We start from the raw sequence: 13158 nt of genomic DNA, 5'->3' as shown, positions 1-13158 counted from the left end.
TAATGAATGTTGAGACAACCTTTCGAATTATGGTTAACGATCGGTTGAGATCGGCAGGACTTCACGTTAACGCGAGGCACTCCACCGCGTTTCCTGAAAGACTGTGGCTATCCTGCCATCGCCTCTTCGTATTCGTGCGACAGCATCAGCCACTCTTCCTCGGCGGCGGCGAGTTTTGCCGCGGCTTCGCCGCGCTGTTTTGCCTTTTCGGCGGCTTTGGCCGGCGTCTTGTCATAGAGAACAGGATCCGCAAGTTCCGCATCAAGGGTTTGAATCTGTTTCTCCAGCTTCGCCGTCAAGGATTCGATTTCGTTGATCTTTTTCTTCAGCGGCGTCAGCGAGGCGCGCTTTTCCGCATTGAGCTTGCGCTGGTCGGCCTTCGATGCCGTCTCGTCGGCGGCTTGCGGCTTCTCTTCTTTCCTCTTGCCGGAACTGACAATTAGATCGCGGTATTCGTCCATGTCGCCTTCGAAGGCGGTGACGGTGCCGCCATTGACCAGCCAGAGGCGGTCGACCGTCGCCTCGATCAGATGGCGGTCGTGCGAGATCAGGATAACCGCACCTTCGTAATCGTTCAGCGCCTCGATCAGCGCGCGGCGGCTGTCGATGTCGAGATGGTTTGTGGGTTCGTCGAGAATCAGCAAGTTGGGCGCATGGAAGGCGGCAAGCCCCATCAGCAGGCGCGCCTTTTCGCCGCCGGAAAGATCTTTGGCAGCGGTTGCCATCTTCTCGGTCGCCAGTCCCATCTGCGCGACGCGGGCCCGGACCTTGGCCTCCGGCTCGGCGGGCATCAGCCGGCGCACATGCTCCACGGCCGATTGTTCGGGAATGAGGTCGTCGAGCTGATGCTGGGCGAAGAAGCCGATCTTCAGGCTCGGCGCAAGCTTCACTTCACCGCTCTCCGGTGCGAGCCGCCCGGAAATGAATTTGGCGAAGGTCGACTTGCCGTTGCCGTTCGAGCCAAGCAGCGCGATACGATCGTCATTGTCGATGCGCAGGCTGAGGTTTTTGAGGATCGGCTTGCCCGGCTCGTAGCCGACGGCGCCGTTCTGGATCGCGACGATCGGCGAGGCCGGCTGCTTCTCCGGCTCGGGAAAGGTAATGGGCTGAACATGGTCTTCGATCACGGCGGCGACCGTTCCCATGCGCTCGAGCGCCTTGACGCGCGATTGCGCCTGCCGGGCCTTGGAAGCCTTGGCCTTGAAGCGATCGATGAAGCTCTGCAGATGTTTGCGCGCCGCCTCGTTTTTTGCCCTGGCCTTGGTCTGCAGTTCGTCGGCCTCAGCCTTCTGCCGCTCGAACTGGTCGTAATTGCCGCGGTAGAAGGTGAGCTTTTTCTGGTCGAGATGCACGATCGAATTGACCGCATTGTTCAGGAGGTCGCGGTCGTGGCTGATGATGATGACCGTGTGCGGATAACGGCGGATATAGTCCTCCAGCCACATCGTGCCTTCGAGGTCGAGATAGTTGGTCGGCTCGTCGAGCAGGAGCAGGTCCGGCTCGGCAAACAGCACGGCGGCGAGCGCCACGCGCATGCGCCAGCCGCCGGAAAAGGAGGAGGCCGGGCGGGCTTGCGCCGCCTGGTCGAAACCCAGGCCGGCGAGGATGCTCGCCGCCCGCGCTTCGGCCGAATGCGCGTCGATATCGACAAGGCGCATCTGAATCTCGGCGATGCGGTGTGGGTCGCTTGCCGTTTCCGCTTCGGCAAGAAGTGCTGCGCGTTCCTTGTCGGCCGCAAGCACGATCTCGATCAGGGAATCCTCGGTTCCCGGCGCCTCCTGGGCCACCTGGCCGATGCGCGCCGCCTTGGGGATCGACACCGATCCGGTCTCCGAGCCGAGATCGCCGGTGATGACGCGAAACAGCGTAGATTTGCCGGCGCCGTTGCGCCCGACCAGTCCCGCTTTCGTGCCGGAAGGCAGCGAAACGCTGGCATTGTCGAGAAGCAGGCGCCCGGCAATACGGGCGGAAATGTCGGTGAGCGTGATCATGGCCGGCGTTTTGGCCGAAAGCGCCCGCCAAGGCAAGAGCGCTTATCCCCCGGCGAGCTTGCTCGTCCCCCGGCGAGCTTGCTCGTCCCCCGGCGAGCTTGCTCGTCCGGCGGCGAGCGTGTTCTTCAGCGCCGACGGCGGTCATACGCCTCAGCGGCCGAAAGCCTGCACCGGCAGGCGACGGTTCGATTGCGCGGCGAGCAGGGCGACACGCGCATTGGCCTGCAATTGACCCGGTGTCGCCGCATCGGCGCTGAGCGCCACACCGACCGAGATGGTTAGCCTGCCGCTGTCACCCTTGTCGGAGGTCGCGAAGACGAGATTTTCTTCGACGGAGGCGCGCAGGCGCTCGGCGATGGCAATCGCATCCTGCATACCGACATTGGCAAACAGCAAGGCGAATTCATCAGCCTCGGTGCGGGCGACGAAGTCGTTCTTCTTCACCGATTTCCGAAAGAGCGCGGCAAGCTTCTTCAAGAGCTTGTTGCCTGCCTGAGTGCCGTATCTCTCGTTGAGCTCGGTGAAATCGTCGATATCGATCATGATCAGCGCGCTGCCGGCGGCACCCTCTTCACGTTCGTAGAGTTCGGCGATGTGCCGGTTCAGCGCGATGCGGTTGGCAAGTCCGGTAATCCTGTCGGCGACGGTGGCCGATTGCATCGCCGAAATGCCGCGCTCCAACGTTTCCAGCTTGTTGATGTCGTCCTGCAGTCTGGCGCCGATTTCCGTCTCCGTCGACATCACCGTCGCAAGCGAGGCAGTGAGGTAATCGACCTCGCCGATGAAGGCGGCAAGGCTCTGGTCCTCATGACCGGCGACAGATTTCAGGATCGTGACGCAGGCGCGGGCAAAGGCGTCTCTGTGCCGCAATCCTTCGGCAAGCCTTTCCGCCACCAAGCGCAACGTCCGGCTGGCCTCGTTGCGCGACGCCTCGCCCGCCAGCCCGCAATGGCCGACGAGGCGGTATTTCAGCCCGAGTTCGTCGAGCATCGCCTGTTGCGGCTGCGATCCGAGCGCGGCGATATCCTGCGCGAGACCGGGATTTTGCCCGATGACGGCCTCATGGAAGAGTTCGTAGTTGCGCGGCAGCGTGGCGACGTTGAGGCGCGCCATATGCTGGGCGATTTTCTGGATATCCGTCAGGAGACCCGGGCGCGCGGCCTCGCGCGGCATCAGTGCGTTTGCGCTTGCAGTCAGCATGACGATCCCTCGCGGTCCGGCCTTTTCCCTTCATTCCGCTATGCCTGCAAGGCTTTAAGAGAGGCTGAATTTTTGGGCGGGAAGCGCCGGGTTTACGATGGAACCGGCAAAGGCGGTTAATGCCGTCTTGATGGGAAAGGCTGTCTCACATCCACTCGCGGCCCTCGCTGCGCAGAAAATAGATAAGGTCCAGCCCGAGGCTCGGTTTGCCAAGCGCCGTCAGCATCATATGACACTGGCCGCGGTGATGCGTCTGGTGATTGAAGAGATGCGCAAGCGCACCCGAGAGCGGTTGAGTGATCTGGATCGGTTGGCTCACCGGCACATAGGTGAAGGCGCCGGCGAGGCTCGCCTCATCGAGCTTGCCTGTCCAGGCAAGGATGCGCTCGTCCTCTGCCTTGCGTGCGGCGGCGAGCGCATCCAGCTCTTGGTAGAGAATGGCATCAAGCGTCGCCGGCGCTTCGCCGCTACCGGTAAAGCGCTTCATCCATATGCGGTCGGCGACGAGCAGATGGTTGAGCGTGCGATGAAGCGAGCCGAAGAAAGCGCCGCGGTCGCTGCGGAACTCCGTGTCGCTGAGTTCGGCCACAGCCGCATAGACCTGGGCATTGGCCCAGCGGTTATAGGCGGCAAACATCCTGAAATGACTAAGCATCCGATCACCCTGCTGCTACTGGAGCAGTCTAACCCGTTTGCCGAGAAATCCGAGTGATGGGGCGATGAAATTTCCTGATTTGATCACACGCGCTTTCTGTCGTCGAATGCATGCAAGTGAGAAATCGAAAGGATTGTTATGACCAGAGCCCTCTATTCCCTCTGCGGCGCCGACGAACGGCACTTCTTTTCGCCCCATTGCTGGAAGGCGGTGATGGCGCTGGCACATAAAGGGCTCGATTTCGAAGAGATTCCGACGACCTACGCCCGTATCCGCGAAATCGGCGGCGGCGTGTCGCCGACCCTGCCCGTGCTGGACGACAATGGCCGGCTGATCTCGGACAGTTTTGCCATCGCCCTCTATCTCGAAGAGGCCTATCCCGAGCGGCCGTCGCTGTTTGACGGCGAGGGCGGCAAGGCGCTGTCGCGCATGGTTGAGGGCTATTCGCAGATGGTCATCCACCCGGCGATCATGCGGATCGCCCTTCTCGATATCCACGCGATTCTCGACGAAGGCGATAAGGCCTACTTTCGTCAGAGCCGCGAGGTCAGGCTCGGCAAGCCGCTGGAAGTCTTTGCCGCCAACAGCGAGGCGGAGAAGGCCGCCTTCGGCGCCAAGCTGGAGCCGCTGCGGCACATGCTGAAGTTCCAGCCCTTCATCGGCGGGCAATCGCCGCTCTTTGCCGACTATATCGTCTTCGGCGCGCTGCAATGGCTGCGCGTCTCCTCTGGCCTTGCCATGCTTGCGGCCGATGATCCCGTCATGCTCTGGTTTGAACGCTGCCTCGATCTCAACGAAAGCCGCGGCAGGACTGTGACAGCGGCGTGAAATTGCCGCCGGCCTCTTGTTTTCAGGCGTTGGGGCGGGTAAAGACCGCCCACTTTTCCCGAGAAAACAGAGGATTTGACTATGGCGATTGAACGCACCTTCTCGATGATCAAGCCTGATGCAACCAAGCGCAACCTGACGGGCGCCATCACCAAGATGCTCGAAGATGCCGGCCTGCGCGTCGTCGCCTCCAAGCGCGTCTGGATGAGCCGCCGCGAAGCCGAAGGCTTCTACGCCGTTCATAAGGACCGTCCCTTCTTCGGCGAACTGGTCGAAGGGATGACCTCCGGCCCGACCGTCGTCCAGGTCCTGGAAGGCGAAGGCGCGATCCTCAAGAACCGCGAAATCATGGGCGCGACCAATCCGGCAAACGCCGACGAAGGCACGATCCGCAAGGTTCATGCCCTGTCGATCGGCGAAAACTCCGTGCATGGCTCCGACGCTCCGGAAACCGCTGCCCAGGAAATCAAGTACTGGTTCTCCGACACCGAAATCGTCGGCTGAAGCCGCGCTTCGGCATTGCCTCGCAATGCCTTGAATTGACTCTCGAAAGCCGGGGCTTCGCTCCGGCTTTTTCTATGCCGGGCATTTGTCGGTATTCGAGAAGTCGACGCTTCCATCGGGCTTGAAGACTTCGGGGTTCTTTTCATAGCCCGCTCCGAGAACGAGCGGCTTGCTCGGCAGAACGGTCTGGTCGAGGTCGGAGCGGAACTGCGTCGTCAACTGCTGCAGCACCTTGCCGTCCTTGTCGACCAGCCGGACGTTCACCGTATACGGACGATCCTTACGCACGCAGTGCAGGTTTTCGCTCTGCAGCGCGATCTTGTCATCCATCGGGTAGATCTTCTGGTTCAGCACTAGCGGCGCGCCCCCCTCGGGATTTTCGAATTCGGCAATGATGGCCGAACCGTCGGGAATAGGTCCCGTCTTTTTCAGCGTCAGCAGATAGGTGGCGCTCGCCACCCGATAGTTGAAGACGAAGAGGTGGCCGGTGACCTCGACCAGATTCTCGGCCTGGCGCTGGCAGGCGGACAGCAGAAGTCCGGCTGCCGCCGCTGTTGCGATCAGATGTTTTCTCATGGCGTCTCCTCCTGCTTGCGCCGATAGTGCCGGTTCGCCTTGGCGCGGTTGCCGCAGACCGCCATGTCGCACCAGGCGCGGCTCCTGTTCTTGCTGCGGTCAATGAACAGCCAGCCGCAATTGCCGCAGATCTTCATGCGCGCCGGATCAGGCATGGCGATCAGCCTGAGCGCCGAATGGGCGGTCGCCGCGGCCAGATTGCCGGGACTGGCTCCGCGCAAGATCTTGGCCACCGCTTCCAGCAGCCCGGCCAACAAGTGGTTGTCGCTGCCGTCCAGTATACGCTTGCGGAAAAATAGGTCGATCGCTTCCCTCAGCGCGAAGAAATCCGCCTCGTCTTGCGCTGCCAGCGGCGCGATCTCGCCGAACAGGGCGCGTTCCGCGCAGAATTCGGCGGCACTGCGCGGAAAGGTCCGCATCTGCTCGCTCACCGCAAAGCGGTCGATCCGCCGCGCCTCGTCATGGCGCAGAACCACGCTGTTGGCGACATCGAGCGCCAGCGCGCCGCCGGCGAAACGATGAGGGGTCCAAGAAAAACTCATGCGGAAATTATAACTGGCGAAGTGTGTTTTACCAGTTATAATTTCCCGACGGGGAGTCTTCGGAATGGCCTATCTTCTGCAGCAGCTGGCGAATGCGGTTCCGCTTGCCGCCCTCTATGCCGCGCTCGCCTTCGGCTACGCGGTCGCTTTCGGCGTGACCAAGCGCGCCGACATCACCTATGGGGCGATCTTCGCCTTCTCGGGTCAGATCCTGCTGCTTTTCACCGAGCTCGCCTATGTCAGGTTCTGGCTGGTGCTGCCGGCCGCCCTTGCCATTGGCGCCTGCGTTGCGATCGTTTATTCGCTGGCGGCGGGCATCTGGATCGGTCGCTCGATCATGCTGCCACTCGCCAGCAAATCGCCGAATATGGTCATCGTCGCCGCTCTCGGCATCATGATCGTGCTGATGGAAACCGCCCGGCTCGCTGCCGATAGCCGAGCGATCTGGCTGCCGCCGTTCCTGAACGATGTCGTCGTGTTCTGGAGCGACGGCCCGTTCAAAGTGACTCTAACCTACATCCAACTGATCGACGCGGCGCTGATGTCAGCCATCGTGGCGATTGGTGCGCTGATCCTCAGGCGTATGGCCTGGGGGCGCCTCTGGCGCGCCGTCACCGACGATCCGCTGGCCGCCGAACTTTGCGGCACCAGCGCCAGCCGCGTCTTCCTTGTCGCTTATACCGCCGCCGCTCTCGTCGCCACCATCTGCGGCATCCTCGCCACCTTCTATTACGGTTCGATGGACTTCGGCGCGGGTCTGATGTTCGGGCTAAAGGTGCTGCTGATCGCAGCCGTCGGCGGCTATTCCAATCCGCTGCGTTCGGCGGGCGGAGCTGCCGGGCTTGCTGTCGTCGAAACCCTATGGGGCGCCTATGGCCCCTTCGTCTGGCGCGATCTCGTTATCTTCTCGCTGCTTGTCCTGCTGCTGGTCATGAGCCGCAGGGAGCGCGTCGTGCTTTAGAGCCTTTCCGGGTTAGATTGAAGCATTCTGCCGGAGCAGGTTTTCGTCAGGGCAAAGGCGATTGGCGACGGGCATACCCAAAGGTACGTCCGAGCCGATCGCCTTTGATCCTGGCGGAAAGATGCCCGGCCCTTCGGGTTGGCTGAAACGGGCCGGCTGATCGACCGGCCGGCTTGGCCGTAGAGCTGGGCAACGACGCGCGCCGGCCGGTCGACCATCCGACTCCGTTTGAGCCAACAGAATGATTCAAGCTAACCCGGAAAGGCTCTAGAAGTGGCGCTTGATGTTGTAAGAAAACCGCGCACAGTTTTCGGCATCATGCTCTGATCACTTCCACTTGTCGCGCGCCGCATCGTCAGCGTCCTTCGCCGCAACCCAGTCGCCGCCGGCGCCGTCCTTGCCATGCTCCTTCTTCCAGAAGGGGGCCGCGGTCTTCAGGAAGTCCATGACAAAATTGGCGCTGTCGAATGCCGCCTGCCGGTGCGGCGCGGCTGCGACGACGAGCACGATATTCTCGCCCACGCCGATCCTGCCGTAACGATGGATGGCGGTCAGGCCGAGCAGCCCGAAACGGGTGATGGCGAGTTCGCTGATGCGGGTCATCTCGGCTTCGGCCATGCCGGGATAATGCTCGAGTTCAAGTGCCGCGAGTGCACCGCCTTCATCGCGGCAGAGGCCGGAGAAGGTGACGACGGCGCCGATGCCGGGTTTGCCTTTGGAGAGGAGATCGACCTCGGCTTGCAGGTCAAAGTCTTCGTGCTGGACGCGGATGGTGGGTGTGGTCACAGCGAAATCCTCCGCTGCTTTAAAGCCGTTGTGAAGAATGCGGAAAGGCTGTGCCGTGTCCGCCCCCCTCTGGCTTGCAGGCCATCTCCCCCGCAGGGGAGATCACAAGTGGCGCGCTCTTCCTGACCATTTACAGCTTCATCGGGCTGAAACGCCGATTGTTTGAGGAAGCCCGTGCGCACGGCCAATCTCCCTCCTTGTGGGGGAGATGCCCGGCAGGGCAGAGGGGGGTAGCGACACGTCACCACCGTCACCGTCTCATCCCCCCGTCATCGGCGGAAAGATCCCGATCTCGCGTGCGGCGCCGATCGGCTCGTCATGTTCGACATGTTCCATATCCAGCGCCACGCGGATCACCTCCGGATATTGAAGTGCGGCTTCATATTCTTCGCCCAGCGTCTTCAAATGATTCAGAAGATCGGCGACGGTGATGACGGAGGAGGGGAGGTCGATCTCCTCTTCACCCTTGCCGATGCGCTCGCGCACCCAGGCGAAATAGACAAGCCGCGTCATTCCTCGTCATCCACGATATGTTTCAGCCCCGCACGAAAATAGTCGTAGCCGGTATAAATGGTCAGCAGTGCTGCGATCCACAAGAGCGCGATGCCGGTCTGCGTCGTATAGGGGAAAATCTCGTCGCCGGCCGGGCCGGCAAGCAGGAAGGCGATGGCGACGAGCTGCAGCGTCGTCTTCCATTTGGCGATCCGCGTCACCGGTACGCTGACTTTCAGCGCCGCAAGATATTCACGAAGGCCGGAAACCAGGATTTCGCGGCAGAGAATGGTGATTGCCGCCCAGATCGACCAGCCGGCAATGGTCTGGTCGGCCGCGACGAGCAGAAGGATCGAGGCGACCAGCAGCTTGTCGGCGATCGGGTCAAGCATGCGGCCGATATTCGAAGTCTGGTTCCAGATGCGCGCAAGATAGCCGTCGAGGAAATCCGTGAGCGAAGCGATGACGAAGATCCACAGCGCCACCCAGCGCGCCGTATTGCTAATCGACAGTCTGCCCTCGACGAAGAAGCAGAGAACGATCAGCGGCACGGCGAGGATGCGGCCGTAAGTCAAAAGGTTGGGAAGGCTGTACGCACGCGATGCCATGGATCGTTTCTCTGAATTGATGCGCCGCTGCAGCGCCGCGCGCCTTTACGAAAATCGATTCCGATTTTCGGGCCGATGCGGTAGATGACGGCTTTGGCCGCAGACCGTCAATATTGTTTCTGTCTTTTCACTGCCTTTGCGTGGAATTTGCGACGGACGCCGGTTATTTCGCGGCGTCATCGTGGAAATGGTTATAGACCTGCTTGGCGACGGCTTCCGAAATACCTTCCACAGCCATTAGATCGGAAAGCGCGGCGCGGGAAACCGCCTTCGCCGTGCCGAAATGCTGTAGCAGCGCCCGTTTGCGCGACGGGCCGATGCCGCCGATCTCGTCGAGCGGGTTCTTTACCATTTCCTTCTTCCGCCGCGCCCGGTGCGAACCGATCGCAAAACGATGCGCCTCGTCGCGCATGCGCTGGATGAAATAAAGCACCGGATCACGCGGCGGCAGCGTGAAGCTCTCGCGCCCCGGCGGGAAGAAGCGCTCACGCCCGGCATCGCGGTCGACACCCTTGGCGATGCCGATCGCCGTCACGCTGTCGGTGATGCCGAGCTCGGCCAGGATGGCGCGCACGGCCGTCATCTGCCCCTGGCCGCCGTCGATGAGGATCACGTCCGGCCAGGCGGGGAAAGGCATATCGGCGGCGTCGACAGCACCGGCCTGCGCCGTCCGGTCCGGAATACCTTCCTCCTTGATCAGCCGTGAGAACCGCCGCGTCATCACCTCCTTCATCATTCCGAAGTCGTCGCCGGGGGTGATGTCGGTCGATTTGATGTTGAACTTGCGGTACTGGTTCTTCACGAAGCCTTCCGGCCCCGCCACCACCATGCCGCCGACGGCATTGGTGCCCATGATGTGCGAGTTGTCATAGATTTCGATGCGCTGCGGCGCATAGGCTAGTCCGAAGGTGTCCTTGAAACCTTCGAGCAGCCGCGACTGCGACGCCGTCTCGGCGAGCTTTCGCCCATGGGCTTCGCGCGCGTTGCCGATCACGTGCTCGACGAGATCGCGCTTTTCGCCGCGCTGCGGCACGAGGATGGAGACCTTGTGGCCGGCCTTTTCGCCGAGCGCTGCGGCAAGCAACTCCAATTCCTCGACCGTCTCCGACAGCATGATCTGTTTCGGCACCGGCTTGTCGTCGTAGAATTGCGCGAGGAAGGCATTCAGAACTTCGGCGCTTGATAGTTGCGGGTCGGCCTTCGGGAAATAGGCGCGATTGCCCCAGTTCTGACCGGTGCGGAAGAAGAACACCTGGATGCAGGACACGCCGCCTTCGTGATGGATGGCGAACACGTCGGCCTCCTCGACGCCGGCCGGATTGATGCCCTGGTGGCTCTGCACATGCGAGAGTGCTGCCAGGCGGTCGCGATAGATGGCCGCCCGTTCGAAATCGAGATCCTCGGCCGCCTGGTTCATCGCTTCGGCCATGTGCGACTTCACCTTCTGGCTCTTGCCGGACAGGAAGTCCTTCGCCTCCTGCACCAGCTCGGCGTAGCCCTCGTCGCTGACCTCGTGCGTGCAGGGGCCGGAACAGCGCTTGATCTGGTAGAGCAGGCAGGGCCGTGTGCGTGTTTCGAAGACGCTGTCGGTGCAGGTGCGGATCAGGAAGGCGCGCTGCAGCGAATTGATCGTGCGTCCGACCGCGCCGGCCGAAGCGAAAGGCCCGAAATAATCGCCCTTTCGAGCTCGCGCGCCGCGATGCTTGAAAATGGCAGGCGCCCGATGATCCCCGGTGATGAGGATGTAGGGAAAGGACTTGTCGTCGCGCAGCAGCACGTTAAAACGCGGCCGCAAGCGCTTGATCAGATTCGCTTCCAGCAGCAGCGCTTCGGTTTCCGTACGCGTCGTCACGAATTCCATGTTGGCGGTCTGGCGCACCATTTGGGCAATGCGGTTGGAATGCACGCGGCCGACGGCGTAGTTGCCGACGCGCTTTTTGAGGCTACGCGCCTTGCCGACATAGAGTACGTCGCCCTCGGCGTTGAACATGCGGTAGACGCCGGGGCTGTTCGGCAGACGCTTGACGAACTCGCCGATCAGTTCGGCGCCGACAAGCCCGGTCTCGTTGAGGCTGCCGGCGTTCCAGTCGACGGCTTCCGCAACGGGCGAGGCGGAAACGTCGCCTTCCACCTCGATTTCGTCTTCACTCTCATCCGTATCGTCGTAGAGAACGCCGCCATCCGGCAGCTTTCGTCCGTTCATTCCTTAATCTCCGCCACGTCAGGCGTCTGCCAGGCTAGGTGCTGGCCGCCGTCGAGGGCAATCATCTGGCCGGTGATCGAGGGCGTGTCGTAAAGGAAGCGAATCGTTTGTCCGAATTCTTCCAGTTCCGGCCCTCGCTGCAGAATAAGGGCTGAGACCTGCGCTTGGAAGTCCTCCAACGTCTGCCGCTCGCTCGGCATCGAGGGGCCGGGGCCGATGGCATTGACGCGGATGCGTGGAGCCAAAGCTTGGGCAAGCGTCTGCGTTGCCGTCCACAGCGCCGACTTGGAGAGCGTATAGGAATAGAAGCTGGGTCTCAGCGCCCAGACCCGCTGGTCGATGATGTTGACGATCAGCCCCGCGGCCTCGGCCGGCACCTGCTGCGCGAAGGCAGCCGCGAGGATCGAGGGCGCGCGTACATGCAGGTCGAAGTGCAGCGCCCATGTGGCGGCGTTAAAACCCCGCGCGGAATCGTGTTGGAAGACCGACGCATTATTGACGAGCAGATCGAGCGGCCCGAGCGCTTCCGACGCCTTCGCGATCAGTTCGCCCGCTTCGCCGACATCGGTGAGATCGGCCCGCAGCGCGATCGCCCTTTGTCCCTTTCGCCGCAATTCCGCCGCCAGCTCCTCGGCTTCGCCGAGGGAGCCGTTTGCGTGGATCGCAACGGAAAAGCCACTTGCAGCAAGGTCTTCGGCCATTGCCCGGCCTATTCTCTTGGCAGCCCCTGTTATGAGGGCTGAGCGAAGTCTTTTGTGGTTCAAAATCTTGCCTTCTGATCCCGCGAGTCTGTGTGCAACCTATATAGGGGTGGGCGTAGATTATATAAATAGGCGGCTACGGTTGCATCCTCGGCGGGGATATTCTATGTATTATTTAAGAATGCGATTTCTTAAAATAAGTATTTCGAGTTTAACTGCCGAGTAAGGTTAATGAAGTGTATGTTGCTCTCAAGCAACATCGAATTTCGGCCATGCGGCAGCCACAATGATATCACAATTTGGCTCTTTCAAATCCGCAATTCAGTTCCAATTTCAGTCTCGATCCGGAAGGGACATCTGGCAATTTCCCCGCCAATGCTTCGCTGATAGACAGATGAAAAGCGGCGCGGGACTGAAAGGAGAAAAGTATGCGTGTACTCATTGCTGGCCTCATGGCCTCTGCTTTTGCAATCGCGGGCGTTTCCGCAGCTCAGGCGGCCGATGCCGTCGATCAGGTTCCGGAAGCACCGGTTGCGCAGGACGCCCCGGTCAAGCCGGCCGGCAACTGGGAGGGCTTCTACCTCGGCGGCGCCGGCACCTACAACATGGGCGACTTCGGTTCCGATCGCCACACCTACGGTTTCGGCGGCCAGGTCTTCACCGGCTATAACTGGCAAGCAGGCCAGATTGTTTACGGCGTTGAATCCGATCTCGGCTACAGCGGCGACGACGTTTCCTCGGGCGGCGTCGAGAACAAATATGGCTGGAACGGCTCCGTCCGTGGCCGCGTCGGCTACGACATGAACCCCTTCCTGCTCTACGGTACGGCCGGTCTTGCCCTCGGCAACGTCAAGGTTTCCGATGACACCTCGTCCGAAAGCAAGACGAACTACGGCTATACGGTCGGCGCCGGTGTCGAAGCCTTCGTGACCAACAACATCACGACGCGCCTGGAATACCGCTACACCGACTACCAGAGCAAGGATTACGACCTCGACTCCGGCAGCTTCTCGCGCGGTTACGACGAGAACAGCGTCAAGCTCGGCATCGGCGTCAAGTTCTGAGCCGATTGACCCTTCCGAACGTGCAGAAGCCGGGCTCATCGCCCGGC

14 protein-coding genes are annotated in these 13158 nt (G+C 61.4%); 4 read left to right on the top strand and 10 right to left on the bottom strand.

What is annotated here, in order from left to right; all coding sequences use genetic code 11:
* Positions 1 to 107 precede the first annotated feature (107 nt).
* The 3 genes from GA0061105_RS20285 to GA0061105_RS20275 all read right to left on the bottom strand — a co-directional run bounded on the left by GA0061105_RS20285 (position 108) and on the right by GA0061105_RS20275 (position 3846).
* Positions 108 to 1991: an ABC-F family ATP-binding cassette domain-containing protein gene (locus tag GA0061105_RS20285; protein WP_092752530.1), complete on the bottom strand. Its 1884-nt coding sequence runs from the start codon at positions 1989 to 1991 to the stop codon at positions 108 to 110.
* A 150-nt stretch (positions 1992 to 2141) separates the two neighbouring features.
* Positions 2142 to 3191, bottom strand: a complete 1050-nt coding sequence (locus tag GA0061105_RS20280; protein ID WP_092752456.1) for a GGDEF domain-containing protein — start codon at positions 3189 to 3191, stop codon at positions 2142 to 2144.
* 145 nt (positions 3192 to 3336) lie between these two features.
* Positions 3337 to 3846, bottom strand: coding sequence for a DinB family protein (locus GA0061105_RS20275; protein ID WP_092752454.1), 510 nt, complete (start codon positions 3844 to 3846; stop codon positions 3337 to 3339).
* A 138-nt stretch (positions 3847 to 3984) separates the two neighbouring features.
* Here GA0061105_RS20275 and GA0061105_RS20270 point away from each other — a divergent pair, with 138 nt between their 5' ends.
* Complete coding sequence (locus tag GA0061105_RS20270) at positions 3985 to 4674, top strand: glutathione S-transferase family protein (RefSeq protein ID WP_092752452.1); 690 nt, start codon at positions 3985 to 3987, stop codon at positions 4672 to 4674.
* 81 nt (positions 4675 to 4755) lie between these two features.
* On the top strand, positions 4756 to 5178 hold the full coding sequence (ndk, locus tag GA0061105_RS20265; protein WP_004680549.1) for a nucleoside-diphosphate kinase: 423 nt from the start codon (positions 4756 to 4758) through the stop codon (positions 5176 to 5178).
* Positions 5179 to 5250: 72 nt separating this feature from the next.
* Here ndk and GA0061105_RS20260 read toward each other — a convergent pair whose 3' ends face one another.
* Both GA0061105_RS20260 and GA0061105_RS20255 read right to left on the bottom strand, forming a co-directional pair.
* A complete protein-coding gene (locus GA0061105_RS20260) occupies positions 5251 to 5754 on the bottom strand; it encodes a hypothetical protein (protein WP_064692487.1) in 504 nt (167 codons plus the stop codon).
* Positions 5751 to 6296, bottom strand: a complete 546-nt coding sequence (locus GA0061105_RS20255) for a CGNR zinc finger domain-containing protein (protein ID WP_092752450.1) — start codon at positions 6294 to 6296, stop codon at positions 5751 to 5753. Before GA0061105_RS20255 ends, GA0061105_RS20260 begins: the two co-directional genes overlap by 4 nt.
* A gap of 64 nt (positions 6297 to 6360) precedes the next feature.
* Here GA0061105_RS20255 and GA0061105_RS20250 point away from each other — a divergent pair, with 64 nt between their 5' ends.
* Entirely contained in the window at positions 6361 to 7257 is an 897-nt protein-coding gene (locus tag GA0061105_RS20250) for a branched-chain amino acid ABC transporter permease (RefSeq protein WP_092752449.1), read from the top strand.
* Positions 7258 to 7584: 327 nt separating this feature from the next.
* Here GA0061105_RS20250 and GA0061105_RS20235 read toward each other — a convergent pair whose 3' ends face one another.
* The 5 genes from GA0061105_RS20235 to GA0061105_RS20215 form a co-directional block, all read right to left on the bottom strand.
* Positions 7585 to 8043, bottom strand: coding sequence for a molybdenum cofactor biosynthesis protein MoaE (locus tag GA0061105_RS20235; RefSeq protein WP_092752447.1), 459 nt, complete (start codon positions 8041 to 8043; stop codon positions 7585 to 7587).
* Positions 8044 to 8301: 258 nt separating this feature from the next.
* Positions 8302 to 8556: a molybdopterin converting factor subunit 1 gene (moaD, locus tag GA0061105_RS20230; protein WP_064692491.1), complete on the bottom strand. Its 255-nt coding sequence runs from the start codon at positions 8554 to 8556 to the stop codon at positions 8302 to 8304.
* Positions 8553 to 9143 (bottom strand): CDP-diacylglycerol--glycerol-3-phosphate 3-phosphatidyltransferase, encoded by a 591-nt coding sequence (pgsA, locus tag GA0061105_RS20225; RefSeq protein ID WP_064692492.1) that lies wholly within the window; start codon positions 9141 to 9143, stop codon positions 8553 to 8555. Before pgsA ends, moaD begins: the two co-directional genes overlap by 4 nt.
* Positions 9144 to 9306: 163 nt before the next feature.
* On the bottom strand, positions 9307 to 11346 hold the full coding sequence (gene uvrC, locus GA0061105_RS20220) for an excinuclease ABC subunit UvrC (protein ID WP_092752445.1): 2040 nt from the start codon (positions 11344 to 11346) through the stop codon (positions 9307 to 9309).
* Positions 11343 to 12110, bottom strand: coding sequence for an SDR family oxidoreductase (locus GA0061105_RS20215; RefSeq protein ID WP_092752443.1), 768 nt, complete (start codon positions 12108 to 12110; stop codon positions 11343 to 11345). The genes uvrC and GA0061105_RS20215 overlap by 4 nt, the downstream gene beginning before the upstream one ends.
* A gap of 365 nt (positions 12111 to 12475) precedes the next feature.
* On the opposite strand from GA0061105_RS20215, the gene GA0061105_RS20210 reads away from it, so the two are divergent.
* A complete protein-coding gene (locus GA0061105_RS20210; protein WP_064692495.1) occupies positions 12476 to 13111 on the top strand; it encodes an outer membrane protein in 636 nt (211 codons plus the stop codon).
* Positions 13112 to 13158: the final 47 nt, after the last annotated feature.

Origin of the sequence: Rhizobium aethiopicum (assembly GCF_900094625.1) — a bacterium.
GTDB lineage: Bacteria > Pseudomonadota > Alphaproteobacteria > Rhizobiales > Rhizobiaceae > Rhizobium > Rhizobium aethiopicum.
This window is presented reverse-complemented; position numbering and strand designations above follow the sequence as displayed.

Bases quoted from the DNA above. Each gene is read 5' to 3' on its own strand.
- GA0061105_RS20285 (WP_092752530.1), bottom strand. From the start codon at position 1,991: ATGATCACGCTCACCGACATTTCCGCCCGTATTGCCGGGCGCCTGCTT.
- GA0061105_RS20280 (WP_092752456.1), bottom strand. From the start codon at position 3,191: ATGCTGACTGCAAGCGCAAACGCACTGATGCCGCGCGAGGCCGCGCGC.
- GA0061105_RS20275 (WP_092752454.1), bottom strand. From the start codon at position 3,846: ATGCTTAGTCATTTCAGGATGTTTGCCGCCTATAACCGCTGGGCCAAT.
- GA0061105_RS20270 (WP_092752452.1), top strand. From the start codon at position 3,985: ATGACCAGAGCCCTCTATTCCCTCTGCGGCGCCGACGAACGGCACTTC.
- ndk (WP_004680549.1), top strand. From the start codon at position 4,756: ATGGCGATTGAACGCACCTTCTCGATGATCAAGCCTGATGCAACCAAG.
- GA0061105_RS20260 (WP_064692487.1), bottom strand. From the start codon at position 5,754: ATGAGAAAACATCTGATCGCAACAGCGGCGGCAGCCGGACTTCTGCTG.
- GA0061105_RS20255 (WP_092752450.1), bottom strand. From the start codon at position 6,296: ATGAGTTTTTCTTGGACCCCTCATCGTTTCGCCGGCGGCGCGCTGGCG.
- GA0061105_RS20250 (WP_092752449.1), top strand. From the start codon at position 6,361: ATGGCCTATCTTCTGCAGCAGCTGGCGAATGCGGTTCCGCTTGCCGCC.
- moaD (WP_064692491.1), bottom strand. From the start codon at position 8,556: ATGACGCGGCTTGTCTATTTCGCCTGGGTGCGCGAGCGCATCGGCAAG.
- pgsA (WP_064692492.1), bottom strand. From the start codon at position 9,143: ATGGCATCGCGTGCGTACAGCCTTCCCAACCTTTTGACTTACGGCCGC.
- uvrC (WP_092752445.1), bottom strand. From the start codon at position 11,346: ATGAACGGACGAAAGCTGCCGGATGGCGGCGTTCTCTACGACGATACG.
- GA0061105_RS20210 (WP_064692495.1), top strand. From the start codon at position 12,476: ATGCGTGTACTCATTGCTGGCCTCATGGCCTCTGCTTTTGCAATCGCG.